At 53.2% G+C, this 25,347-nt stretch carries 15 protein-coding genes; 12 read left to right on the top strand and 3 right to left on the bottom strand.

Annotation, left to right across the window (positions count from 1 at the left end):
- The first annotated feature begins 31 nt into the window (after window positions 1–31).
- Genes GCWU000342_RS01630 through addA form a run of 3 tightly spaced genes read left to right on the top strand, consistent with a single transcriptional unit; the run spans window position 32 to window position 8,593 of the window.
- Window positions 32–1,000: a homoserine O-succinyltransferase gene (locus tag GCWU000342_RS01630; protein WP_006905446.1), complete on the top strand. Its 969-nt coding sequence runs from the start codon at window positions 32–34 to the stop codon at window positions 998–1,000.
- Between the two features lie 4 nt (window positions 1,001–1,004).
- Window positions 1,005–4,616, top strand: coding sequence for a PD-(D/E)XK nuclease family protein (locus GCWU000342_RS01625; protein WP_045000121.1), 3,612 nt, complete (start codon window positions 1,005–1,007; stop codon window positions 4,614–4,616).
- Between the two features lie 29 nt (window positions 4,617–4,645).
- Entirely contained in the window at window positions 4,646–8,593 is a 3,948-nt protein-coding gene (gene addA / locus GCWU000342_RS01620) for a helicase-exonuclease AddAB subunit AddA (protein ID WP_006905444.1), read from the top strand.
- On the opposite strand, the gene GCWU000342_RS01615 is transcribed toward addA, so the two are convergent.
- Window positions 8,554–9,279: a helix-turn-helix transcriptional regulator gene (locus tag GCWU000342_RS01615; protein ID WP_044960568.1), complete on the bottom strand. Its 726-nt coding sequence runs from the start codon at window positions 9,277–9,279 to the stop codon at window positions 8,554–8,556. The two genes, addA and GCWU000342_RS01615, sit on opposite strands and share 40 nt — an antisense overlap.
- A gap of 234 nt (window positions 9,280–9,513) precedes the next feature.
- On the opposite strand from GCWU000342_RS01615, the gene GCWU000342_RS01610 reads away from it, so the two are divergent.
- The 3 genes from GCWU000342_RS01610 to GCWU000342_RS01600 all read left to right on the top strand — a co-directional run bounded on the left by GCWU000342_RS01610 (window position 9,514) and on the right by GCWU000342_RS01600 (window position 11,253).
- Entirely contained in the window at window positions 9,514–9,780 is a 267-nt protein-coding gene (locus GCWU000342_RS01610; protein WP_242649960.1) for a glyoxalase, read from the top strand.
- Between the two features lie 143 nt (window positions 9,781–9,923).
- A complete protein-coding gene (locus GCWU000342_RS01605) occupies window positions 9,924–10,637 on the top strand; it encodes a YoaK family protein (RefSeq protein ID WP_242649959.1) in 714 nt (237 codons plus the stop codon).
- Window positions 10,624–11,253 carry a M48 family metallopeptidase gene (locus tag GCWU000342_RS01600; RefSeq protein ID WP_156784464.1) on the top strand — a complete coding sequence of 210 codons (630 nt, stop codon included), beginning with the start codon at window positions 10,624–10,626 and terminating at the stop codon, window positions 11,251–11,253. Before GCWU000342_RS01605 ends, GCWU000342_RS01600 begins: the two co-directional genes overlap by 14 nt.
- Window positions 11,254–11,482: 229 nt before the next feature.
- Here the strand turns inward: GCWU000342_RS01600 and htpG are convergent, their stop codons facing one another.
- Window positions 11,483–13,657: a molecular chaperone HtpG gene (gene htpG / locus GCWU000342_RS01595; RefSeq protein ID WP_006905437.1), complete on the bottom strand. Its 2,175-nt coding sequence runs from the start codon at window positions 13,655–13,657 to the stop codon at window positions 11,483–11,485.
- A gap of 392 nt (window positions 13,658–14,049) precedes the next feature.
- On the opposite strand from htpG, the gene GCWU000342_RS01590 reads away from it, so the two are divergent.
- A complete protein-coding gene (locus GCWU000342_RS01590) occupies window positions 14,050–15,081 on the top strand; it encodes a glycosyltransferase family A protein (protein ID WP_169304655.1) in 1,032 nt (343 codons plus the stop codon).
- Between the two features lie 120 nt (window positions 15,082–15,201).
- Here GCWU000342_RS01590 and GCWU000342_RS01585 read toward each other — a convergent pair whose 3' ends face one another.
- Window positions 15,202–19,488: a 2-hydroxyacyl-CoA dehydratase gene (locus GCWU000342_RS01585; RefSeq protein ID WP_006905435.1), complete on the bottom strand. Its 4,287-nt coding sequence runs from the start codon at window positions 19,486–19,488 to the stop codon at window positions 15,202–15,204.
- A 357-nt stretch (window positions 19,489–19,845) separates the two neighbouring features.
- Here GCWU000342_RS01585 and GCWU000342_RS01575 point away from each other — a divergent pair, with 357 nt between their 5' ends.
- The 5 genes from GCWU000342_RS01575 (at window position 19,846) to GCWU000342_RS01560 (ending at window position 25,338) form a co-directional block, all read left to right on the top strand.
- Window positions 19,846–20,814, top strand: coding sequence for a rhomboid family intramembrane serine protease (locus GCWU000342_RS01575; protein WP_006905433.1), 969 nt, complete (start codon window positions 19,846–19,848; stop codon window positions 20,812–20,814).
- Between the two features lie 124 nt (window positions 20,815–20,938).
- On the top strand, window positions 20,939–22,633 hold the full coding sequence (locus GCWU000342_RS01570) for a glutamine--tRNA ligase/YqeY domain fusion protein (protein ID WP_242649958.1): 1,695 nt from the start codon (window positions 20,939–20,941) through the stop codon (window positions 22,631–22,633).
- 298 nt (window positions 22,634–22,931) lie between these two features.
- A complete protein-coding gene (locus GCWU000342_RS09860; RefSeq protein WP_006905431.1) occupies window positions 22,932–23,747 on the top strand; it encodes a class I SAM-dependent methyltransferase in 816 nt (271 codons plus the stop codon).
- Complete coding sequence (locus GCWU000342_RS10395) at window positions 23,735–23,875, top strand: hypothetical protein (RefSeq protein WP_156784462.1); 141 nt, start codon at window positions 23,735–23,737, stop codon at window positions 23,873–23,875. The genes GCWU000342_RS09860 and GCWU000342_RS10395 overlap by 13 nt, the downstream gene beginning before the upstream one ends.
- Before the next feature lie 377 nt (window positions 23,876–24,252).
- Complete coding sequence (locus GCWU000342_RS01560) at window positions 24,253–25,338, top strand: M50 family metallopeptidase (protein ID WP_006905429.1); 1,086 nt, start codon at window positions 24,253–24,255, stop codon at window positions 25,336–25,338.
- Window positions 25,339–25,347: the final 9 nt, after the last annotated feature.

The following is a 25,347-nucleotide window of genomic DNA, read 5'->3' as shown; positions in this document are numbered from 1 at the left end:
TATAAGAGAGCGCTAACGAAAGGATTCATCTATGCCCATTCGTACACAGAATGATCTCCCCGCCAAGAGGCGGCTGGAGCGTGAGAATATTTTCGTGGTCGATGAGGACCGGGCCCTGCACCAGGATATCCGTCCCATTGAGATCTGTATTCTGAACCTGATGCCGCTCAAGGAGGATACGGAACTGGATATCCTGCGCAGTATGTCCAATACTCCCCTGCAGGTCAACGTGACCTTTTTGACAACGGCCAGCCACAGGGCCAGCCATGTCTCCAGGTCCCATTTAAATAACTTCTACCTGCATTTTGACGACATCAAAGAAGAGAATTTCGACGGCTTTCTCATCACCGGAGCGCCTGTGGAGATGAAGGCCTTTGAGGATGTGGATTACTGGAAAGAGCTCTGTACGATTATGGAGTGGACCAAGACACATGTGACATCCACCCTTCATGTCTGCTGGGGGGCCCAGGCCGGAGCCTACTATCACTACGGGATCAAAAAGTACGAACTGTCCGAGAAGCTGTCCGGCGTCTATCCCCAGCGCGTAGAAAACCGCAAGATCCCGCTGGTTCGAGGATTTGACGATTTCTTCATGGCTCCGGTATCCCGCTGGACGGAGTGTCATTCTGATGAGATCCGCGCCTGTAAGGATCTGGTGGTTGTGTCTGATTCTCCGGAGGCCGGTATCCTGCTCTGCATGACCAATGACGGCAAGCAGATTTTCGACTTCGGTCATTTGGAGTATGACCGCATGACGCTGGACAGGGAGTATAAGCGGGATCTCAAAAAGGGGATGCGTCCGCAGATCCCCGTCAACTACTATCCGGCTGACGACCCGACCAAACGACCGCTTCTGCAGTGGCGCAGTCATGCCAATGCCCTCTATAGCAACTGGCTCAACTATTATGTCTATCAGATGACTCCCTATGATTTCATTGACGCCAACCGGGTCATCGTCCAGACATCGCAGGCACTTACAGACCTGATCAAGGAGGAATGAGAGCATGTCACTTCGCATGGTAATCGGCGGCGCCGGAAGCGGGAAATCAACCTACCTGTTCGATCAAATTCTGCGCCGGGCCAAAGAAGAGCCTAAGCGCCACTTTATTGTGATTGTGCCGGAGCAGTTTACCATGTCGACACAGAGGGAGCTGGTTGCCAGATCCTCTCAAAAGATCATCATGAATGTGGATGTCCTCTCCTTTAACCGTCTGGCTTACCGGGTCTTTGAAGAGACGGGAACCAAGCTTGACGATGTGCTTGAGGACACGGGAAAGAACCTGCTTTTGCGCAGGGTGGCCCAGGAGCATGAAAAGGAACTGACTGTTCTGAGGGGAAATGTTCGAAGGCCCGGTTATATTGATGAGATCAAATCCCTGCTGACCGAAATGGCCCAGTACGGGATCGGTCCAAAAGAGTTCGCGGATCTGGCGGAACTGACAGATATGGGAAGCTCCTTTCGCAGGAAAGCGGAGGATTTGTCCGTGATTTACCGGGCCTTTCGAGAGGCGATCGAGGGCCGCTATATCACGGCGGAGGAGGTGCTGGAACGCCTGGCGCAGCTGATGGATCAGTCAGCTTTGATCAAGGATGCTGTGATTGCCATCGACGGCTTTACCGGCTTTACTCCGATCCAGAAGCAGGTCCTGGCACAGATGATGCGGCTGGCCTCTTCGATTTATGTGACCTTGACCATGGATCCCGGAGAACGGATTACGGGTTCTCATCTGGACTATGAACTCTTTGCCATGACCAAGGAGATGGGAGAGGGCTTAGTGCGCCTGGCGGGGGAAAACCGCTGTCCTATTGAGGAACCGGTCTGTCTGACAGGAAATCCGCGTTTTGCCTCCGCCCCCATGCTGGCTTATCTGGAGGCCAATTTATTTCGCCCAAAGAGCAGACCTTACGGGAAAGAGTTGTCGGGGTTAGACGGGAAAGAGACTGCGGGTTGTTCGCAGGCAGACACAAAAGAGACTGCGAGCTGCGCACAGTCAGATGCAAAAGAGAATGCGAGCCGCGCGCAAGGGGAGTCAGATCCGAAAATGAGGCAGATTCGCCTGGGACGCGCGGCCAGCTTTCGGGATGAGCTGGCATTTGCGGGAGAGGAGATCAGGAAAAAGATTCGTGATCAGGGTGGTCGCTATCGAGACTTCGCCATTGTCTGCGCGAATCTGTCCGATTACGCGGATTATGCCGGGCAGATCTTCGATAAGATGGATTTGCCCTACTACCTGGACCAGGAGCAGGACATTCTCTTTCATCCTCTGGTGGAATTTATTCTGTCCTCTCTGTCTCTTTTCACGGAGGATTTCAGCGAGGAGAGCTTGATGCAGCAGCTGCGCAGCGGCCTGGCAGGAATCGATCCGTCTGACGCGGACCTGCTGGAACGTTATATTCACGCCAGGCGTATCCGCGGCTTTGCCCGTTACCGCCGTCCCTTCAGCGGCAGAGTCAGGAATTTCAGCCAGGAGCAGATGCTTCGCGTCGAGCAGCTGCGCAAGGGCATTGTCGCGGACATCAGTGATTTTCGTCAGTCCATGTGCGAGGAAAATGCTGTGACCAGAGATCGGGCTCTCGCAATTTATGCTTATCTGCAGGCGCATGAGGTGGAGGAAAAACTGGAGGCCAGGGCAAATGCCTGCCGCGCCGAAGGCGATGAAATAGCTGCCTCAATTCACAGCAGAGTCTTTGGACTGGTGATGGAGACCCTAGAGAAGATGTCTGATCTTCTGGGAGAGGAGAAGATGTCTCTCAGTGATTTCGCCCAGCTCCTGGAGGCGGGACTCAGGGCCATTTCCGTGGGAACCGTTCCTCCCAGCTTCGATTCCGTTGTGATCGGGGATCTGGAGCGAACCCGTCTGGAGCACATCAAGACCCTCTATGTCCTGGGGGCTTCTGACGCCGCAATTCCCAGGTCGGCCGAATCAAGCGGCCTTTTCTCTCAGGCGGAGAGGGAGAAGCTCAGGGAAAAGCAGATTGATCTGGCGCCCGGTGACCGGGAGCGGGCATTTATGCAGAGATTCTACCTCTACCTGGCTCTGACCAAGCCCTCTGAGCAGCTGGTCGTCAGCTATGCTCGCTTAAGCAGTGACGGCAGCGCCCTGCGGGAGTCCTATCTCATCGGTCTGATCTGCAGGCTCTTTCCGGGGCTTGGGGTGGAGAATTTAGAGGGGAGAGCTGATCTGCAGCGGCTGGTGACAGCCCCGGCGGCTCTGGACTATCTGCCGGATGCCCTTCGCAGCCTGTCTGAGAAAGAGCCCTCGCGGGAGGAGGGACAACTGGCCTGCGCAATCTATGAGGTGCTGAAGGAGGACAAAAATTTCACTGACAGGGCAGAGGAGCTCTTTAAGACCGCTTTCTCTGAGCAGGGACAGGACAGGCTCTCTGAGCGCCTGATCAAGCGTGTGAGCGGGGACCTGATTCAGGGCTCCGTCAGTCGCCTGGAGCAGTTTTGCAGGTGCGCCTACGCGTACTACCTACGCTATGGTCTCCTCCTGCAGGAGGAGGAGGAGCCGGAGATTGATTTTTTGGATATGGGAAACCTCCATCATCAGACCCTTGAGTTCTTCTCCAAGCGCATGAAGGAGAGGAAGCTGTCCTGGAAGGAGATCTCGGATTCTGACGCGGAGGCGCTTTTAGAGGAGGCCTTTCGAAATGCCGTAGGGCAGATGGAGAGGGCTGAGCTTTTAGAGAACAGGCGGCAGGCGCAGGTGATCCGGCGGATGAAATCTGTCCTGCGCTGCAGCATTTGGGCACTGAGAGAGCAGGTGACACGCGGTGACTTTGTGCCGGAGGAATTTGAGATGTCCTTCGGTCCAAGGGACCAGCTGTCTTCTATGCGCTTTCAGCTGGGAGAAAGAGAGAAGCTGCAGCTTAGCGGCAAGATTGACCGGGTAGACTGCATGCGGACGCCGGAGGGGATCTATGTCAAGGTAATGGATTATAAGTCCGGCAATCAGAAGCTGGATCTGACCCGCCTCTACCATGGCCTGCAGATCCAGCTGGTGCTCTACATGTCGGCGGCCCTGGAGAAACTGGGGAGGGGGGAAAAGAAAGCCCATCCGGCCGGTCTTTTCTATTTCCACATTGACGAGCCCTGGGTTAAGAGCAGGGAGGGAGCGGGCCCGGAGGAGATCCAAGAAGACATCCTTGACGAGCTCAAGCTTCGCGGGATCTACAACCGGGAGGATCTGGTCGTCAACGCGCTCGATGAAAAGCTGGCCGCAGAGGGGGCGGGAGCTTCCCATGTGATCAGCGCCAGGCGAAATAAGGACGGTAAGCTGTCAGCCGGTGAGGATGCCTTGTCAGAAGAAGATATCAGACTGCTGGGCAGCTTCGTCCACGATAAAATCGAACAGATCGGCCGCGATATCTTAGAGGGAAAAATTGAGAAAAATCCCTATAAACTGGGTAAGGAGAATGGATGTCAGTACTGCGCGTTCAGGGCCGTCTGTGGGTTTGAGGACGGTTTGAAGGGCATGCGCTTTCATTGCATGGCCAATTACAAGGGCAGTCAGGCTCTGGACTTGATTCGGGAAAAGATGGAAAAAGAGCCGGGGAATGAGACAGATAAAGAGCTTCCTAGATTGGATGAAGCCGCTAAAGACCGGTCTTAGCAGAGAACCGGAAGTAAGAGGAGAAGGCAATGTCTGAGACAAAGTGGACGCCGGAGCAGCGCCAGGTTATTCGCGCCAGAGACAGGGATCTTCTGGTCTCTGCCGCCGCGGGAAGCGGGAAGACTGCGGTTTTAGTGGAGCGTATCATCCGTATGCTGACGGACCCGGATGCCCCTCTGGACGTGGATCAGCTTTTGGTTGTGACCTTCACCAGGGCGGCGGCACATGAGATGAAGGAGAAGATTCGCCGGGCCATCCAGGAGGCCGTGAATGAGGCCAGAAGTCAGCTTGATCCGACTGACAGGCAGAAGGCCCTTTTGTCCCATCTACAGAGGCAGCTCACCCTGGTTCACTCCGCGCAGATTACGACTATCGACTCCTTCTGCGCCTATGTGGTTCGCAATCACTTTAATGAGATCGATCTGGAGCCGGATTTTCGCATTGCGGAGGAGGGGGAGATCCGTCTGATAGCCCAGGAGGTCATGGATCAACTCATGGATGAGCACTATGAGATGGAAGATCAGGCCTTTATCGATTTGGTTGACCTCTATGCCAGACGGGGCAAAGATGACGCGCTTGCGGATATGCTTATGTCCATCTACGGGACCGCGAACGCGGACCCCTGGCCCATGGAATGGCTGGATCGCTGCTCTGACACTTACCGGGTCAAAAGCCCCGAGGATATGCTGCGGATGCCCTGGGTACAGGGGCTGACAAATAGAATTAAGAGTCAGGCAGAAGCCTGTGAGGATCTTCTGGAGGAGGCCATGCAATTGAGCCGTCTTCCCGGGGGCCCCCATTATCAGGAGGCAATCGAAGCGGATCTGGCCTATTGCGAGAGCATTCGCGAAGCTGAGGATTTCAGCCGGATTGCCCTGATCCTGTCCGGGATCCAGTGGAAGAAACTGTCAGGCAAGCGAAAGGGGGTAGATGAGGAGCTCAAGGCAAGGGCGAAGGACCTGCGCGATCAGTCCAAAAAGGTATTCGAGCAGCTCCGCAGGGATTACAGTGGGGACCCCGCGGCGGAGTTTGACAAGCTCTCTGTTATGGCGCCCTATCTGAAGACCTTGCTGGATCTGACGAAAGAGTATGCGGTCTCTTTCGAAGCATGCAAGAGAAAGAAGAACGTAGTCGACTTCGCTGACCTGGAGCACTATGCGCTGCGCATTCTTCGCGATCCCGCGGATCCTGCCCATCCGATGACAGAGACTGCGGAGAACTTATGCCGCCAGTACGCCGAAGTGATGATCGATGAATATCAGGACTCCAACAACCTGCAGGAGGCGATTCTCTCCGCTGTTGCGGGGTCGGATCAGGGAGAACATAAGACCTTCATGGTGGGGGATGTCAAACAGAGCATCTACTCCTTCCGTCAGGCCAGGCCCGAACTCTTCAACAGCAAGCTCAAGTCCTATGACAAGCTGACCGCGGAGAGCCAAAAGACAGTCAGATCGCAGCGGATCGATCTGTCCAGGAACTTTCGAAGCAGACAGGAGATCCTGGATTTTGCCAATCACATCTTTTATCGCGTTATGCAGGAGGATCTGGGGGGAGTCGCCTATCATGAGGATGTGGCACTGCATCTGGGAGCGGACTATCCTGCGACGGCCGCGGCTGTTTCTGGCAAGGCAGAGGATCCCTATTCGGCGGAGCTTATCCTGTGTGAGCAGGACATGGAGGCCCTGGAGGCTCTTGGCCTGGAGGATAAGGCCGAGCTTGAGGCCAATATGATAGGAGAGCGTATTCAGCGGCTGATGAAGGAGCAGAAGGTAGTCAACGAGGAGGCAGAGGAAGGAGATCAGAATCCCCTTCGCAGACTTCGCTATCAGGATATTGTGATCCTGCTCCGAAGCCCCGGCTCCAACGGACAGGTTTTTGTCGATCGACTGACGCAAATGGGAATTCCAGCCCATATCACCTCCGGCAAGGGATATTTTGATACGGTGGAGGTATCCCGTTTTCTGGCTCTGCTCTCTCTTTTGAACAATCGCCAGGACGACAGGAGTCTGGCGGCGGTGATGCTGTCCCATGTCTTTGGGGAGCCCTTCACGGAAGACCAGCTCTATCTGATTCGGTCCGCCTATCCAAGACTTACGACCGGTCAGGATCGCGGTGACGAATCCCGGGATATTCAGAATGCCTGTCTCTGGGAGTCTCTTGAGGCCATGGAGAGTTACAGCCGCGGGATTCTTGCGGGGGAGAAGGAGGATTCGGATCAGCGCCCCGGCCATCTGCTGGAGCTGGATACTTCCCTTCCGCAGAAAGTCCTGGATTTCTGCGATCGCCTGGAGGCGGCGCGGGCCCGTATTCCATATACTCCGATTCATCGTCTGATCGAGGAGCTTTTGGATGAGACGGCTTATCTGAACTATGTGACCGCCCTGCCGGGGGGACAGATCCGACGGGCAAACCTGCTTAAGCTGGTCGACGAGGCTATCCGGTTCGAAGGATCCTCCTATCGGGGACTCTACCGCTTCATGAATTATATTCAGAAGCTGCGCACTTATAACGTCGATCTGTCAGCGGCGGAATTGATCGGTGAAGAGGACGACGCGGTTCGGATTACCAGTATCCATAAGAGCAAGGGACTTCAGTATCCGGTTGTCTTTGTCTGTGGCCTGGGACAGAAATTCAACATGCGAGATAGCAGCGGAGACATGTTGATTGAGATGGATCTTGGCATTTCCCTGCGCACAAGAAACGCCGCCAAAAGGACGATGTCAGACAGTCTCTTCCACAGAGCAGTGAGTGATCAACGAAAAGAGAACAGTCTGGCGGAGGAGATGCGGGTACTCTATGTGGCTCTTACCCGGGCCAAAGAGAAGCTGATCCTGAGCGGAAGTCTGTCCCGTCTCAAGGAGAGGCTTGACCAGGAGTGGGAGGCGACCCGCGGCAAGGGGGATGGCTATGTGCTCCCCTATCACAGACGGATGGGAGCGAAAAATTATCTGGACTGGATCCTTCCGTCGTTAGCTTCCTATGGAGAGCTCTATCGGCAGAGCATCCACTGTTACATCCCGGGAGAAGACGGGGCGCTGACATGGGGGCAGGAGCAGGCAGAGTCTCCGGGAAGAGCAGACTGCGACGGCACGCCGGCGAATCACCTGGAGGACTTGAAAGATCTCCCCGGAACAGAGGCTCTGCTGCAGTATTTGCGGAGGGTCTTTGCCTATCGATATCCCTATGCCGCGAGTCAAAATTATAAGAGCAAGTATTCCGTCTCTGAGATCAAGCATGCCTCCATGCAGCTGGGCATGGGAGAGAAAGAGGGGCAGGAGATCTTCCGACCGGTTGATGAGGACAGATATGTTCCCGAATTTGCGAGAGCTGTGACAGAGGAGAGGGGACAGAACAACAAGAAGATTCATCCCGGGGCTCTGCGCGGTACTGCCATGCACCGGGTTATGGAGTGTCTGGATTTCGCGAGGGAGGATTACGCCGACTCACTGGGGGAGCAATTGGATCAAATGAGGGCGGATGGCAGGCTGTCTGAAGAAGAATTGGGACTGGTTCTGCCGGATCGGATTCAGAGCTTCCTAAAGCAGGATATGGCGGACCGCATTCACCGGTCAGCCGTCGAGGGGAGGCTCTATCGGGAACAGCCATTTGTCATGGGATTAAGGCCCAAGGAAATCGACAGGCTGATGGGGCGTCAGCCGTCAGCCGCGTCGAAAGAATCAGAAACGGACGCGGCTGCTGTCGGAGAGAATATGATCTTGGTGCAGGGAATCATTGATCTCTTCTTCATCGAGGACGGAAAGATCTTCCTTTTAGACTACAAGACCGATCGGGTGCAAGATGAGAGCGAGCTGGTCGGACGATATCAAGCGCAGCTCCTGCTCTACGCGCAGGCTGTCCTGCGCGCTATGTCAAGCGAAGAAAAACCGATTTGCCTGGGCGGGGTTTGTATGTATTCCTTTGCCCTGGGGCGTCTGGTCTATCTGGATCTCTCAAAAGAGGATCTGGGCGGAAGATAACCGGTCGTACGGAAAAGGCCGGGAGCAGTGCCTGTGTACTTGCGGAATTGTCTGCTGAAGTGGGACTGGGAGTGGAAACCGACTGCCTCACAGATGTCCGCGATGCTGAGCTGCGACAGACGGAGCAGGCGGATGGCGTGTTCCATGCGCACCTTCAGAATATATTCTGTCAGAGACAGTCCAAGCTCCTCCCTGAACCTGCGGGACAGGTGGGAGCTGCTGTATCCGACCCTGGAGGAGATGAGGTCTGCGGTCAGTTTCTGATCATAACGAGAGTCTATATAGCTCATACATTGACGGATGGGAGCCGAGAGCACGGAGGCCTGCCGGAGGGCATGTACTCTGTGGACGAAGTCATCGATCATATGATCGTAGATCCGGTTGAGCTGATCAATATGTGCGGCGTCGGAAATTTCCTGCCGGTAGCAGCTGACGAGATCTGCCGCGGTTCGCGCTGGGAGTCCCCCATCCGCGGCGGCGCGTGAGGCTAGGAGCAGGTGGGAGATCGCCAGATGTCTCCAGAGCAAAATGGAATCATCTGAAGGAGGGGAGAATGGCTGGGATGGATCCGCCAGGGAGGACAGCTTCTCTCTGTAGCCAAGATCTCCCCCGGCAATCAGGGTCATGATGTACTGCTCAATCGTATCTTTGCCGCAGATTGGGATGTTTGAAAATACAAAGGACATGGATGGTCTCCGGGAGTGAGATCTATGGACGGGGATCCGAGGAATAAGATCGAAATGTGAATATTTTGTGTCATATTATGATAGCAGAAGATCAGAAGGTGGTGCAACTATGCCATCCGTTTCATTCTGATCTTTGCCCCTGTTGATTGCACTGGCCTGAGAGGATGTCCTATAATTATTTCTGCAATGCAGGCGGCAATCAGGTGCGCCGGTCGTTTGAACGAGGAAGAAACCATGAGTATGAACAATTTTGACGATGAGGTTCTGGAGGCTTTTCTGGCTAATCAGCTGCAGCTCTTTCCCGAAGAGGTCGCGACCAGTCCCGAGGAGGCGGATGAGTTTCTGGATGAGGTGTGTGCTCTTGTCGTCGGATCCAGACAGGAGGCCCTGGAGTATCTGGCGGATAATATGGACGTCAGCGACCCGCAGCTCAGGGACCTGGAAGATATCCCGGAGGTCTTCGCTGTGGGTGACGGGAGATTTCTTATTGTCGAGGGATGAAGAGGGGACTCTCTGAGAAAGCGATCAGGGGAATTGAGCGGGAAAGAGCTGTCCCCCTGGGAAAGCGATGGGAACGGTGAGACAGTGACATCGTGATAGAGTGACAGATAAGCGCGGGAGTTAGAGAACAGGACCAGAATCAGATGTCGAAAAGCAGTCGCAGAAATCGAATCAAACGAAGACTGACAAAGAGAGAACAGATGTCAGAGGCCTTTATCCTGGCGGCGTTTCTGGCATTTTCCGGAGGATTCCAGGATGCGTATACCTACATGCTCAGAGATCACGTCTTCTCTAATGCCGAGACAGGGAATATTGTCCTGATGTTCACGCATTTGATGGGGGGCGAGTTTCGCCTGGCTGCCAGTTATCTGTTCCCAATTCTTGCCTTTGCTCTTGGGGTGTTTTTGGCAGAGCAGGTGCAGCATCGATACAAGTACGCCAGGCGGATCCATTGGAGGCAGGCGATTCTCCTCTTTGAAATAGCAATTCTCTTTGCTGTTGGTTTTATGCCGATCGGCCCCATGAATATCCTGGCCAGTTCCCTGGTGAGCTTTTCCTGCGCCATGCAGGTTCAGTCTTTTCGAAAGGTGGCCGGTCACTCCTATGCCTCTACTATGTGCATTGGAAACCTGAGATCTGGGATCGCGGCCGTCTCTGCCTACATGCAGGATCATAAGGCCCAGCAGATGGAGCAGGCGTCCTATTATTTCGCCGTGATCCTTATTTTTGGAATCGGAGCCGGCGTCGGCGGCAACTGCTCTGTGATTTTGGGCGTGAAGTCGATCTGGATCTGCTGTATTCTTCTGACGGTTGCCCTTGGATTAATGTATTTGGATGCAGATCATGTGGTGGAATAGGAAATGTACAGATGCAAATGCCAGGACTTTTGATGTGATTCGCAGTCGGCGAAAGAGCCTCGCGATCGAAATTCAGGGAAATGGAGATATCCTGGTGCGGGCCCCATTGGAGATTTCTGACCGGGGTATTCTGCGCTTTGTCAGAGATCATGAGGACTGGATCGAGAAGAAGCTGCGGGAGCTGAAAAGACGGCAGTCTGACCTTGAGGAATCAGAGCAGGGGCAGGGAGAGAAAAGCGCCTACAGTGAAGAGGAGTTGAGGGAACTGACCAAAAGAGCCAGGAAGATTCTCAGGGAAAAGACGGATCATTATGCCCGTCAGATGGGGGCCGAGGTCAACCGCATTGCGATTCGGAGGCAGAGAAGTCGCTGGGGCTCCTGTTCATCTAAGGGAAATCTCAACTTTAACTGCCTGCTCATGCTCTGTCCAGATCAGGTACAGGATTATGTCGTCGTCCATGAGCTGGCGCATCGTTTTGAGATGAACCATTCGGCTGCCTTCTGGCAGATCGTGGAGAATTATTGCCCGGATTACCGCGGGAGCAGGGCCTGGCTCAAGGAACACGGAGGACGATTGATCGCCCGTCTGCCTGAGAAAGAGAGCAGGCGCAGATAAAAAATACAAGAGAGCCAAATACAGCAGAGTAAATACAGTAGACGCAATGTTTGATTCCCATGCAAAAATCCCCGCGGGACTGTCACTGTGGTCGAGTTAGTCGACCAGTCAGTCCCACGGGGATTTCTAATAAGATATTTTATCTGTCACCCGGATTTTAAGATGCATTATGAATGCGGATCCGGACGTCTTTTGCCTGATTCAACTGCGCGGCAGAGCTGTCAGGCGCTTACTTCGCCAGCGCAAGCATGATCCGGTTGGATCTTGCGATGAAGGCGGTCATCTCCTCCGGGGAGAGGGGATGGTTGGCCAGAACTGCCAGATCGTAGAGCTGATGACAGAAATCCTCTGCCCGATCCGCGTCCGGATGCTTGAAGAGGTAGTCGACCAGTTCATTGCCTACATTGAGAACCAGCGTTTCATTGCTGGGGAACATGCTGGGATCCATACCGGCCATCCCGTACATCTTCATCATATCCTGCATGCGACGTCTCTCTTCCTCCTGGGTGAGCAGAGAGGAGACAGAGTCATCTTTGAATTTGGCGACGGAGACAGAGAGCTTATCGTTGCCCAGTGCCTTGCGGAAGAGAGCGGTCAGGGCCTCATTTGCCTCTTTTAAGTCCTCATCGGAGACATCTTCCGTCATAGAATCGGTCAGGCCGGAGTCGATGCGCCGGAACTGGTAGTGTTCGTTTCGCTGCTCCAACTGGGTGATGAAGGAGGAGTCGATGGTCGTATTGAGTACGACAGCGTCCATGCCCTGGTCCTTGAACATGTTGATGTACTGGCTCTGCTGCTGCTCATCGGTGACATAGTAGACGGTCTTTTTCTCGGGCTCCTTGGGCGCGTTTTCCTCAGTCTCTGCCTTTGCCTCAGGCCGCTTGTCAGAGTCGTCAGACCTGTCGGAATCGTTTGACCCGTCAGAAGAATCCCCTTTTGTATCCTGACCATCCTGGGATTTGCTTTCAGAGGAGGTATCCTCTGCAGAATCTGAGGACGCGGAAGTCTCTGCTTCGGACTCTTTGGGCTTGACCAGAAGATCGGGAAGGGTGCGGAACTTGCCCTCAATATCCTTAAAGAGAATATAGTCATTCATGCGGTCGCAGAACTTGTTGTCCTTGAGACAGCCATATTTGATGAAGGGGGCGATATCCTCCCAGTATTTCTCATAGTTCTCGCGGTCGGTCTTGCAGAGACCGGACAGCTTGTCCGCTACTTTTTTGGAAATGTAGTCACTGATCTTTCTGACAAATCCGTCATTCTGCAGGGCAGACCGGGAGACATTCAGGGGAAGATCAGGGCAGTCGATGACCCCTTTTAAGAGCATGAGATACTCGGGGATGACCTCCTTGATATTGTCGGCGACGAAGACCTGGTTATTGTAGAGCTTGATGGTTCCCTCAATGGACTCATACTCTGAGTTGATCCGGGGGAAATAGAGAATACCCTTGAGGTTGAAGGGGTAATCCATATTGAGATGGATCCAGAAGAGGGGCTCCTTGTAGTCCATGAAGACCTTGCGGTAGAAGTCGCGGTACTCGTCATCGGTACAGTCGGAGGGGGTCTTGGCCCAGAGAGGATTGATGTCATTGAGGGGGACAGGGCGCTTTACGATCTTGCGCTGGTCCTTGGCGGGAGAGACCTCTACGGTTTCCTTACTCCCGTCTTCCTTCTCCTTCTCCTCATACCTGGCATCCTCGTGGATCTCCTCGACAACCTGATCCGTCTCGCGCAGATCCGAAGCGTCAATAGTCTCATATTCCTCGGGGGCATTTGCCTTGTTCAGATAGATCTCCGTGGGCATGAAGGAACAGTATTTCTCGATCACCTCGCGAACCTTGTACTCATTGGAGAATTCCAGACAGTCCTCATTCAGATGCAGGGTGATCTTCGTGCCGACCTGATCGTAATCGCCCTCGTCCATCTGATACTGGGTGCCGCCGTCACAGACCCAGTGGACCGCTGTCGCCCCCTCCTGGCAGGAGAGAGAGTCGATTTCCACGGTATCAGCCACCATAAAAGCGGAGTAGAAGCCCAGGCCGAAATGACCGATGATCTGATCCTCAGAGGTCTTGTCCTTATACTTGTTCAGAAAGTCTGTCGCGCCGGAGAAGGCGATCTGGTTGATGTACTTATCTACTTCTTCAGCTGTCATCCCGATGCCGTTGTCCACGAAGGTCAGGGTCTTATCCTCGGGATTTACCGTAACCTGTATTTTGGCCTTGTAATCCAGAGGAAGAGAAACTTCTCCCATGATGTCTAACTTGTGCAGTTTGGAAATGGCGTCGCAGCCGTTGGAAATCAGCTCGCGGATAAAAATATCATGGTCTTCGTAGAGCCATTTCTTGATGACCGGAAAGATGTTCTCAGATGTAATAGAAAGAGATCCTTGTTTACTGCTCATAAATATTATTGCTCCTTGATTATTAAATTTGAGGGGAACGGCCCTGTTCCCGACTACCTTTCCTATTTTAGTTTTCTATTAATTTGATGTCAATAGCACTCGAAAGAAGTGAGTGCTGATTATAACTCAAAGGAAGAGAGTGCAGATTACATAGAAACGATGACATATGAATGACGGATAGAAAAGTGACGGATAGAAAAGGTGAATTCAGAGCCTTTCTCTGTAAGTCCACATCCCAAATTGCCACAGGGAGCTGATGCAGACTGCTGAGTCAAGGGAGAGGATTGGAGATAAATAATTCCGACGCGGAAAATATTTATCCGAGGGCAAGGCTTATCTCTTCGCCAGGTGTTATACTGAGGGGCAAGGATTTGGGGAGAGAGAAGGCGGGAATGGAGACAGGTATGGGCGATCCCATTTTTTTGATTTTGATGCCGGTTCATGACGGGGCAGAGTACATGGAGGGGGCCATTCGGGATCTCTTGGCCCAGACTGAGGACGGGTGGAGACTGGTGATCGCGGATCTCTCTTCCAAAGATGAGAGCTTAGAAATTGCCAGGGAATGGAGCAGGAAGCATCCGGATCGGATCGCCTGTCTTTCAGAGGAAGAACTGAGATCAAATTCGGGTCAGGAAGACAGGCCGAGCTCGAATCCGGAGGAAAGGGAGAACCGACTCTTTGCTGTGGCCAGGAAGCGCTGGGCTGAGATGGGAGCCGAAACTTTTGATGAGATTCAGTCCGAAAAGAGACCAAAGTACTTCCTTTTGCTGGAGCCGATGTATCACTATGACGAAGAGCTTCTGGCCACCCTGCGGGATTCTGCACGCAGGCAGCAGTCAGACCTGATCATCTATGGGATGGAGGAGGACTTTGTCAATGCAAAAGGAGATATCGTTGACTATGACGTCCGAATGGCTGATACTTCCTTTTACTGTGCGCAGAGGACAATCAACAGTGGCAAAACTGAGGCGGATGACAAGGGGAGGATCGCCGGCCCGAAGAAGATGCCGGGCAATGAGACTTCGGAGCTCACTTCAAATCTTGTGGAGGATGAGCAGGCCGGACAGAAAGGCAGGCAGGAAAGAGATTATGAGAGGGGGTTGTCCGATCAGGCCAGGATGGCCTATCGGGTCGGACACCAGGAAGCCGTCTACCGGGGCAGTGAGAACCTGCGCGAGATCAGGCGGGAACTGGAGGAAGAGGGGCTTTTGATCACAGCCTCCAATAAGGCCTATCGGATGGATTTCCTCGCGGCTGAAGGCCTCTGTCCCTTCCGATATGAGACAGAGGCGGAGATGGATGAGGAGCTGACCTTATCAGGGATTCGGGCCAATGTGAAGCTGTTGGACGTGGTCAGGACCCTGACGGCCCTGGGAGAGGCGCTTGCCATGACCTATTTGGATGCGGGCTTACTGGAACTCTAAGCTTCCTATCATTCGCTGATTTTAGAGTCAGACGCCCTTTGCTGATAAGCAACATAGCTTATCCATAAAAAGGAGCCTCCGCGACGGAAATACGGTCGCGGAGGCTCTAATTGAAATGTTTCAGGCCATTTTCTGCTGAGCCGCAAGCTCCGCTTCCAGGTTCTTGTTGGCTGTAGCCAGCATGAGCTTGATGCGGTTGAGCTGGTTAACCTCAGAAGCGCCGGGATCGTAGTCGATGGCGGAGATGTTAGCGTCAGGATGAAGGTGTCGGATCTTTTTGATCACGCCCTTGCCCACAATGTGGTTGGGCAGGCAGCCGAAGGGCTGGATGCAGATGACGTTCTTGCATCCGTCATGGACCAGCTCCAGCATTTCGCCGGTCAGAAACCAGCCCTCGCCGGTCTGATTGCCCAGAGACACGATCTCGGTCGTCCTCGCCGCCGTCTCCTCGATATGGGCCGGTGGAGTAAAGCGGCTGGATTTCTCAAATTCCTGGCGGGCGGTCTTTCTTAGCCACTCGAAGAATTTGATCCCCATATTGGCCAGTCTGGCGGATTTCTGGGAGAAACCGAGATTTTCAGCCTTGAAGTTGGTGTTATAGAAGCAGTAGAGGAGGAAGTCGGTCAGATCGGGAACGACTGCCTCAGCGCCCTCGTGCTCCAGGACAGAAACCAGGTCGTTGTTAGCGACAGGGTGATACTTGACCAGAATCTCACCCACAATGCCGACGCGGGGCTTTCGCATGTCCTCATGGATGGGCAGGGTATCGAAATCATGAATGATATCCCGGCACATCTGCTTGTACTTGCGATGAGAGAGAATCTTCTTATCCGCGCTGACGAAGTCCTTGACACGGGCAGCCCATTTCTCATGGAGAGCATCCGCGGAACCCGCTACCAGCTCATAGGGACGGACCCGGTAGAGACAGCGGAGGAAGATATCGCCGAATTCCAGGGCGTAGAGTCCCCGCTGGATGAGGGAGGGCGTGAAGGAGAAGCCGGGGTTTGGCTCCAGGCCGCTCAGATTGATAGAGATGACAGGGACATTGGGATAGCCGGCCTTGATCAGGGCGCGGCGAATGAATCCAATGTAGTTGGAGGCCCGGCAGCCGCCCCCGGTCTGTGAGATCAGGATGGCGGTCTGATCCATGTCATACTTGCCGGACTTGACGGCTGCCATGAACTGGCCAACGACGATCAGCGAGGGGTAGCAGGCGTCATTGTTGACGTACTTGAGGCCGACGTCAACGCAGGTTCTCGCGGGCACGTCCGGAAGCACCAGATTGTAGCCGGCGGCGTTGAAGGCGGGCATGAGAAGGTCGAAGTGGATGGGACTCATCTGGGGAGCGAGGATGGTGTACTTCTTCTTCATCTCTTTGGTGAAGACCACGCGCTCGTAAGCAGAGGTGTTGACTTCCCGCGTCTCCCTGCGCTCTTCGCGGACGCGGATGGCGGCCAGAAGGGAGCGGAGGCGGATCCGGGCGGCCCCGAGGTTGTTGACCTCATCGATCTTGAGGCAGGTGTAGATCTTGCCGGAGCCGGTTAAGATATCGGCCACCTGATCGGTGGTGACGGCATCCAGGCCGCAGCCGAAGGAGTTGAGCTGGATCAGATCCAGGTTCTCGTGCTTTTTGACGAAGTTGGCGGCGGCGTACATGCGGGTGTGATACATCCACTGGTCCATGACAATGACGGGCCGCTCCTGGTCTAAATGTCCCAGGTGGGAGACAGAATCCTCCGTCAATACGGCGATGCCGTATGAGGTGATCATATCGGCGATTCCGTGGTTGATCTCAGGATCGACATGGTAGGGACGGCCGGCGAGAACAATGCCCCGCCGCTTGTTTTTCTGAAGATAGTCGAGAACTTCCTCGCCCTTTTTGCGGATATCTTCGCGGGCACGATCCATTTCCAGCCAGCCGGCGTGGGCGGCGCGGCGGATCTCCTCTTCGGGGATCTCAGGCATTTCTACGGCCAGGTACTTGATCAGCTGATCCGTCATGATCTCCTCGGAGGAGAGGGCGACGAAGGGGTTTAAGAAGCGCATTTTACCGCTGCTGATCTCGTCGACGTTATTTTTGATATTCTCCGCGTAGGAGGTGACGATGGGACAGTTGTAATTGTTGTTGGCATCGGGGAACTCATTGCGCTCGTAGGGGACATCGGGATACCAGATGGCGTCGACCCCCTTGTTGATCAGCCACTGGATATGGCCGTGGGTCAGCTTGGCGGGGTAGCACTCGGACTCGGAGGGAATGGACTCAATTCCAAGCTCATAGATCTTGCGGTTAGTCATGGGAGAGACCTGGATGCGGAAGCCCAGCTCGGTCAAAAAGGTGGCCCAGAGAGGATAGTTCTCATACATATTGAGGGCTCTGGGGATACCGATGGTGCCGCGGGTCGCCTCCTCTTTCTTGAGGGGGGCATAGCGGAAGATCCTCTTGAACTTGTAGTCGAAGAGGTTTGGAATGTGGTCCGGATTCTTCTCCAGGCCAAGTCCGCGCTCACAGCGGTTGCCGGTGATGAAGACGCGTCCGTCGTTGAAGAGGTCTTCGGTCAGAATACAGTGGTTGTTGCAGAACTGACAGCGGCGGATGTGAGTGGTATAGGTCAGGGCGCGAATCTCATCGATGGAGAGCATGGTCGTGGTCTGATCTTTGCGATAGCGCTCTTTGGCGATGAGAGCGGCGCCGAAGGCGCCCATGATACCGGCGATGTCGGGTCGGGTCGCGTGGACGCCGGAAATGCGCTCAAAGGCGCGGAAAACCGCATCGTTGTAAAAGGTGCCGCCCTGGACAACGACGTGCTGCCCCAGGTCAGAGGCGTCAGAGAGCTTAATGACCTTAAAGAGGGCGTTTTTGATGACGGAATAAGCGAGACCGGAGGAAATGTCCGCTACGGACGCACCTTCCTTTTGTGCCTGCTTGACTTTGGAATTCATGAAGACGGTGCAGCGGGTGCCCAGATCAATGGGCTGTCTGGCATAGCGCGCCTCCTTGGCGAAGTCCTGGATGCTTAAATTCAGGGACTTCGCGAAGGTCTCCAAGAAGGAGCCGCAGCCGGCGGAACAGGCTTCGTTCAGCTGAACGGAATCAACCATGTTGTCCTTGATCTTGATGCACTTCATGTCCTGGCCGCCGATATCCAGGATGCAGTCAACCTGAGGGTCGAAGTGCTGGGCGGCATAGAAGTGAGCCACGGTCTCTACTTCGCCCTCTTCCAGCTTGAGGGCGGACTTCATTAAGGCCTCTCCATAACCGGTGGAGCAGGCATGTACAATCCTGGCGTCAGAGGGAAGCTTCTCGTAGATCTCTTCCAGGGACTTGCGGGCGGTCTCCAGGGGATTGCCCTTGTTGTTGGAATAGAAGGAGTAGAGCAGGTCCCCGTCCTCAGAGACCAGGGCCAGTTTGGTTGTGGTGGAACCGGAGTCAATGCCCAGATAGGCCCTGCCGTGATACTCTTCTAAGGGGGCCGTGTGAACATGATTATTCCCATGGGCCTTCAGGAAGTCATTGTAGTCGTCCTCACTGTCAAAGAGGGGCTCCATGCGGGCGACCTCGATCTCCATCTTGATCTTGTGACTTAACTTCTCCCTGATGGCCGCGAGGTCCATGACAAGATCCTCGTGACAGTTCAGAGCGCTTCCCATGGCGGCGAAGAGGTGGGAATTGTCTGGCATAAGAGCGTGTTCTTCATCCAGATGCAGGGTGCGAACGAAGGCCTGGCGCAGCTGGTCCAGGAAATGAAGAGGACCTCCCAGAAAGGCGACGTGGCCGCGAATGGGCTTGCCGCAGGCCAGGCCGGAGATGGTCTGGTTGACGACGGCCTGGAAGATCGAGGCCGCCAGATCTTCCCTGGTTGCCCCCTCATTGATCAGGGGCTGGATGTCAGTCTTGGCAAAGACGCCGCAGCGGGAGGCAATCTGATAGAGAGACTTGTAGTTTTTGGCATATTCATTGAGACCGGAGGCGTCTGTCTGGATCAGAGAGGCCATCTGGTCAATAAAGGAGCCGGTACCGCCGGCACAGACGCCGTTCATACGCTGTTCGACATTTCCGTTCTCAAAGTAGATGATCTTGGCGTCCTCACCGCCCAGCTCGATTGCGACATCCGTTTTCGGAAGGAAGGTCTGCAGAGAGGTCGCCACAGCGACAACCTCCTGCTCAAAGGGAATGCCCAGGTGTTTGGCCAGGGTCAGTCCGCCGGATCCGGTGATGACAGGAGATACCCGGACGTCGCCTGTGACGGCGAAGCATTTCTCGATCAGGTCCTTGAGGGTCTGGCGAATATTGGCAAAATGGCGCTCATAGTCAGAGAAGAGGAGATGATTTTCCTCATCCAGGAGGGCAATTTTGACGGTGGTGGAACCGATGTCGATTCCAAGTTTGCAGAATTTCTCGTTAGCCATTGTTACTCCTTTGTGTCTTTGTAAGCGATTCGGGCAGGGACCATGTGCGTTGTCCCAATCGCTCCGTATGCCTTTCTGCCAATGTCTCGCGGTCGCGCCGCTGAATCAGAGGCTCTTGAATCTTCGAAAATGTCCTCTGTGGGTTCTTTCGGAGATGAAAAGTCACATACGATACTCCCATGGTGTAAACAGGGATCATTATAATTCCGATTTGAATTTGGCACAATGGAAGCAAAGTACAATATGAGGTACAGATAGCCGGATTTGTCGTCAAATTGACAGTAAATCTGGGGTTTCATATAATAGTGAAATCCAACGAAAGAGGGACTTTTCCTCTTCATCTGCAAGGAGAAAACTATGCTTGATAAATTGGAGAGAAGGCTGGGCCGCTACGCGATTCCCAACCTGACTCTTTGGCTGATCGGCGGCTATATCATCGGCTATATCTTATATTTTGCCTCTCTCTCAAGCGGGGCTAATTTTATTGCTATGATGACCTTAGAGCCCGCCAGGATCATTTACCATTTCGAGATCTGGCGTCTGATCACCTGGGTGATGATTCCGCCCTCTTACAGTATTTTCTGGGGCCTGATCATGATGCTCTTTTACTACCAGCTGGGACGGGTCTTAGAGCAGACCTGGGGAACCTTCCGCTTTAACGTCTATATTTTCAGCGGAATTCTCTTCACGGTCATCGGCGCTTTTCTCCTCTACGGGGTGGCCAGAATTCTCTACCCGGGTCAGAACATCTCCAATATCGGGACTTTCTTCTCGACCTCCTATATCAATATGTCGATTTTTCTGGCCTTTGCCGTCCTCTATGGGGATATGCAGGTATATCTCTATTTTGTGATTCCCATCAAGATGCGCTGGCTGGCCATTGTCTACGCGGGCCTGACTCTGTATGAGCTGCTGGCGACTGATTGGGGCGGAAGAGTGGCGATTATCGCGTCTCTGCTTAACTTCTTCATCTTCTTCCTGAGCAATCGGAAGAAAAAATGGTCCGCTAATCCGACCTTTGGACAGAGAGGCTTTGGCAAAGGGGCAGGGAATAAAACTCCCTGGTCCGGTTTTCACTACCAGGGGCAGGACCCCTTCTCGGGCGGACAGAGACAGCCGTCTGACAATAGTGACAGAGGCCGCTTCGGCAGTCAGAATCCGGGGAGTGCTTCCCAGTCGCGGGGGCCGATCAGCAGACATAAATGCGCCGTCTGCGGCAGGACGGAGATCACGAATCCCGAGCTGGAATTCCGCTTCTGCTCCAAGTGCAACGGAAATTACGAGTACTGTCAGGATCACCTCTTTAACCACAAGCATGTGATTTAGAGAAAGACATTGTGATGGCGGGGACAAAGTCTTGCACTGCTAAGACTGCGATCCGGGGCAACGGAATAATCGTGGAGCGCTTTTCAGAGAGAAACAGTAGAGAAGAATGGGTAAGGACAGGAAAATGGCAGAAGAGATGACGGCAAGAGAAGGGGCTGGGGAGAAAGTTTCCCGCAATTTTATTGAGATGGCGATTGATAGGGATCTGGCGGATGGAGTCTATGACCATGTGACAACCCGTTTTCCGCCGGAGCCCAACGGTTATCTGCACATCGGGCACGCCAAGTCCATACTTCTCAACTATGGTCTCTCTCAGGAATATGGGGGAGAATTTCATCTGCGCTTTGATGATACCAACCCGACCAAGGAGAAGGATGAGTTCGTCGAGGCAATTAAGGCGGATATTCATTGGCTGGGGGTGGACTGGAAAGACCATCTCTATTTTGCTTCTGACTATTTCGATCAGATGTACGATTACGCCAGGAAGCTGATCGCGGACGGCAAGGCCTACGCCTCTGATCTGAATGCGGATCAGATCCGGCAGACCAGAGGGAGTCTGACAGAGCCGGGGGAAGATGATCCTAACCGCAAGCGGCCGGCAGCAGAGAGTCTTCAGATCTTTGAGGATATGAGGGCGGGAAAATACGAGGACGGCGCTATGGTGATCCGCGCCAGGATTGATATGACCTCTCCCAATATCAACATGAGAGATCCCATTCTCTATCGGGTGGCCCATATGGAGCATCATCGTCAGGGCGATACCTGGTGTATCTATCCCATGTATGACTTCGCCCATCCCATTGAAGACGCCATTGAGGGAATCAGCCACTCCATCTGCACTTTGGAATTCGAGGATCACAGGCCCCTCTATGACTGGGTCGTAGACAACTGCGGCTTTGAAATGCCCCCGCGACAGATTGAATTTGCCAAGATGTACCTGCGCAATGTCGTCACCGGCAAGCGCTATATCAAGCGTCTTGTGGAGGATGGAATTGTGGACGGCTGGGATGATCCCCGCCTGGTCTCAATCGCCGCCCTGCGCAGGCGGGGCTTCACCCCGGAATCCATCCGCATGTTCGTAGAACTGACCGGAGTCTCCAAGGCCAACTCCGCCATTGAGTACCCGGAGTTGGAGTACTGTATCCGCGAGGATTTAAAGGGCAAGGCAAAGCGCATGATGGCGGCTCTCGATCCCGTCAGGCTTGTCATCGACAATTATCCCAAGGGACAGTCGGAGACCCTGATCGTGCCCAACAACAAGGAGAACCCGGAGCTGGGGGAGAGAGAAGTGACCTTCTCCGGAGAGCTCTACATCGACCGGGACGACTTTATGGAGGTCCCCGCTAAAAAATACCGCCGCATGTATCCCGGCAATGAGGTTCGCCTCATGAACGCCTACTATGTGACCTGCACCTCCTGCGAAAAGGATGAGGATGGCAGGGTGACGGTAATCCACTGTAACTATGATCCCGCGACCAGGGGAGGCGATTCCGTCGACGGCCGCAAGGTCAGAGGAACCATCCACTGGGTGGATGCGGCGACAGCCAAAAAGGTGAGTGTTCGCCTCTATGAGAACATCATTGATGAAGATAAGGGCGTCTACAATGAGGATGGCTCTCTCAATTTGAACCCCAATTCCCTGACTGTGCGGGAGGCCTATGTGGAAGCCGCTCTGGCAGAGGCGGAGGCAGAGGAGAAGTTTCAGTTCGTCCGCCAGGGCTTTTTTGTGGCAGACTTAAGAGATTCCAGGCCGGGTGCGCCGGTCTTCAACCGGATTGTGGGACTCAAGTCCTCTTACAGGCTGCCGGGGCAGAAGTGACTTACAGGGGCTGAAAGAGCTGAGAAACAGAAGCTTAAGGATGGGAGAGACAGGCTTCTGAAAGGAAAGCAGAAAAAGGAAATATAAAACACGGCAAGAGACATCTGAGTTGAGAAACTCGGATGTCTTTTTTATTGGACGTTTTTTGATTTACTTTTTGATTTATATGTTCATCTTTATTGAAGCGATCATCTATATTCCAACGTTCATCCTCTTTCCCTGACGGTGGGCTTTGTGCGTCTTTTCAAGGAAATCAAAGTGTTTATGATAGGAATCAGCAGACAGAGAAGCAGATGAAATGGTGACAGCTATGAGAGAGGATCATTTTTTTGACGAAATTCAGAGAAAGTTTTCCGATGTCATCATTCCGTCGGACCCGTATTCGCAGCCCTTTGCAGAGATCTATGACACCTTTCAGGCAGGGGAGGAGGAGCTTTCTCTATTCCTTTCCCTGGCAATGGAGAGTGGGAATAAGGTTTTAGAGCTGTGCTGCGGAAATGGGAGAATGACGATTCCGTTTGCTCAAAATGGCTTTGATATTACCGGCATAGATGTGTCGGAGGACATGCTCTCGATTCTGGAGGACAAGAAGAAGAGGCTGCCCGCCCCAATTGCCAAAAAAATCCATGTGCTCAGGCAGGATGTTTTTTCCCTGGACTTAAAAGAGCAGTTTGATTTTATTTTTCTGCCTGCCATAACGCTCTGTATTCTCATGGATGACCCAAAGAAGACGGCAGAGCTCTTTGGCAGGCTGGAAGGTCTTTTGACAGAGAGAGGGTGCTTCGCCTTCGATATCAGAGACTACGAGCAGCTGTCAGAGCCACGGATCAGACCTATTGTCCTGGATGATCAGATCTGTTTCAGCTATGAGAGGATCGATCGGATGCTGGGTCGGGCATATGGACAGTTTTTGTCCATCAAAAAAGACTCCATTGGCCGTTTACAACTGTATTCGGCTGTATCAAATAAAAAAATGATACTGGAGGACGAGCTTCAGCGGCTGATTGGCAGAACAAATTTCCAAATCGCCGGGAAAGAGAGTTTTGCTGACGGCAGTGAAAGGATGAAGCTCGTAATTCTAAAGAGAAAGGAGGAGACGCCATGGAAGCAATGATGAAAGAATTCGCAATTGAAGAAGTTGAGTCACTTGAGGCTCCTGTAAGCGGCAGAGCTGTTGCCGGCTTTGCGGCAGGCGGGGCATCGATTGCAGTTGTTGCAGGTGCAGCATATTTGGCATGTTAATTTCGGCGATTCGAAAGGAAAGACTATGAAACTGCAGCTTGAAGAAATGGAAGATGTGGAGCAGATGATGTCAAATCAGGACTTCTATCTGGTTGCATCAGCTGTAGGTGTAACGATCGGCGTGATTGTTACATTCACCTGACCGGAAAGGAGGGACACATGAATCTTCTTATCGAAGAAATGGAATCAGAAGAGCAGATGATGGATGACTTCTGGGAAGGCTATTGCTATGGAGTGATTGTTGTCGGCGGTGTCCTTATGGCTGCGACCTGAAGACCTGAAACCCTCAGCTGTGAATGATTGAATGAAGTTGCGGGGCTGTGAAGTGACGAAGGGCATTTGCTTTCGCTTTTCACAGCCCCCTTTTATGAAACAATATGAGTGAAGAGAAAAGATATAGACTTTCGCGCGGCCTGAATATTATGGAGATTGGCCAGGGCAGATATTCTGTATATGTAGAGGCAAAACAGAAAAACTATGTCATAGGAGAAAAAGAGTTCCAGCTGATCAGGGGAATTGAAGAGAATCAAACCCGCGAGGATATCGTCAGAAGCTGTCCGGACTTTTCCGAGGAACAGATCGACAGACTGACAGAGATTTTCCTGAATATGGGAGTGCTGATTCCAGAAGGCGCTATGGAAAGGAAAAACAGGCGCTTTTTTCGCGTCGGATTCCTTCGATATAAGTTAAAGCTGATCAGTGGAAATTCTTTCGCACAGACCAAATCATGGCGGCTGAAGATACTGAGTTTTATCTTTCTCTACACGTCTCTGCCGGTTTTAGGCCTTGGTCTATGGATGTGGAGAGACGACAGGGAGGCGATTTTACAGCCGACCCTGTATCTTCAATGCCCCTTTTACTTCTATTTCATACTGTTTTTTCTGATCACTGTGCTGCATGAGTTCGCTCACCTGACCGTCACCAGGAATCTTGGAGTCTCTGTTCCGGATCTTGGGCTGATGATCTACGGGCTCTATCCCGTAGCCTATACGAACATCAGCTTTTCGAGATTACTGCCAAGGCGAAGAGACCGAATGAAGTGCTTGTTTGCGGGAGTTCTGATGAACTGCTTATTGGGAGGTCTGTCGCTTATTGCCGGGAGATTTCTGACAGGCGCGGGAAGATCGATTCTCCTGGTCAATGCCATGCTCAATATCCTTTTAGCAGCCGCAAACCTGGTCGTTTTCTTCAAACTGGACGGATACTTTGTCCTGCAGGACCTTCTGGGGATTCCTCACCTGTATGAGAGGAGTCTTGAAGAGGTCACCCAATTCTTCGGGACTTTTTTCATGAAATGGATACGCAGGGATGACCGCGCAATCAGCAGAATGAAAGCGGGCGTCAAGGTGAGACAGATGAATATCGCGGAGGAGGAGAGAGTATTTTTCTGTATCTACGGTCTCTTATGCACGCTGTATATTCCGATGATGGCGCTTTCCGCGATCGCGGTACTGATACCTTGATTTCTCAGA

This window comes from Shuttleworthella satelles DSM 14600 (genome assembly GCF_000160115.1).
Lineage (GTDB): Bacteria > Bacillota > Clostridia > Lachnospirales > Lachnospiraceae > Shuttleworthia > Shuttleworthia satelles.
This window is presented reverse-complemented; position numbering and strand designations above follow the sequence as displayed.

Excerpts from the sequence above, each read along its gene's own strand:
- GCWU000342_RS01585 (WP_006905435.1), bottom strand. The coding sequence starts at position 19,488 with ATGGCTAACGAGAAATTCTGCAAACTTGGAATCGACATCGGTTCCACC.
- GCWU000342_RS01625 (WP_045000121.1), top strand. The coding sequence starts at position 1,005 with ATGTCACTTCGCATGGTAATCGGCGGCGCCGGAAGCGGGAAATCAACC.
- GCWU000342_RS01590 (WP_169304655.1), top strand. The coding sequence starts at position 14,050 with ATGGAGACAGGTATGGGCGATCCCATTTTTTTGATTTTGATGCCGGTT.
- GCWU000342_RS01630 (WP_006905446.1), top strand. The coding sequence starts at position 32 with ATGCCCATTCGTACACAGAATGATCTCCCCGCCAAGAGGCGGCTGGAG.
- htpG (WP_006905437.1), bottom strand. The coding sequence starts at position 13,657 with ATGAGCAGTAAACAAGGATCTCTTTCTATTACATCTGAGAACATCTTT.
- GCWU000342_RS01615 (WP_044960568.1), bottom strand. The coding sequence starts at position 9,279 with ATGTCCTTTGTATTTTCAAACATCCCAATCTGCGGCAAAGATACGATT.
- GCWU000342_RS01560 (WP_006905429.1), top strand. The coding sequence starts at position 24,253 with ATGAGTGAAGAGAAAAGATATAGACTTTCGCGCGGCCTGAATATTATG.
- GCWU000342_RS01575 (WP_006905433.1), top strand. The coding sequence starts at position 19,846 with ATGCTTGATAAATTGGAGAGAAGGCTGGGCCGCTACGCGATTCCCAAC.
- addA (WP_006905444.1), top strand. The coding sequence starts at position 4,646 with ATGTCTGAGACAAAGTGGACGCCGGAGCAGCGCCAGGTTATTCGCGCC.
- GCWU000342_RS01600 (WP_156784464.1), top strand. The coding sequence starts at position 10,624 with ATGTGGTGGAATAGGAAATGTACAGATGCAAATGCCAGGACTTTTGAT.
- GCWU000342_RS01570 (WP_242649958.1), top strand. The coding sequence starts at position 20,939 with ATGGCAGAAGAGATGACGGCAAGAGAAGGGGCTGGGGAGAAAGTTTCC.
- GCWU000342_RS01605 (WP_242649959.1), top strand. The coding sequence starts at position 9,924 with ATGTCGAAAAGCAGTCGCAGAAATCGAATCAAACGAAGACTGACAAAG.
- GCWU000342_RS10395 (WP_156784462.1), top strand. The coding sequence starts at position 23,735 with ATGGAAGCAATGATGAAAGAATTCGCAATTGAAGAAGTTGAGTCACTT.
- GCWU000342_RS09860 (WP_006905431.1), top strand. The coding sequence starts at position 22,932 with ATGGTGACAGCTATGAGAGAGGATCATTTTTTTGACGAAATTCAGAGA.
- GCWU000342_RS01610 (WP_242649960.1), top strand. The coding sequence starts at position 9,514 with ATGAGTATGAACAATTTTGACGATGAGGTTCTGGAGGCTTTTCTGGCT.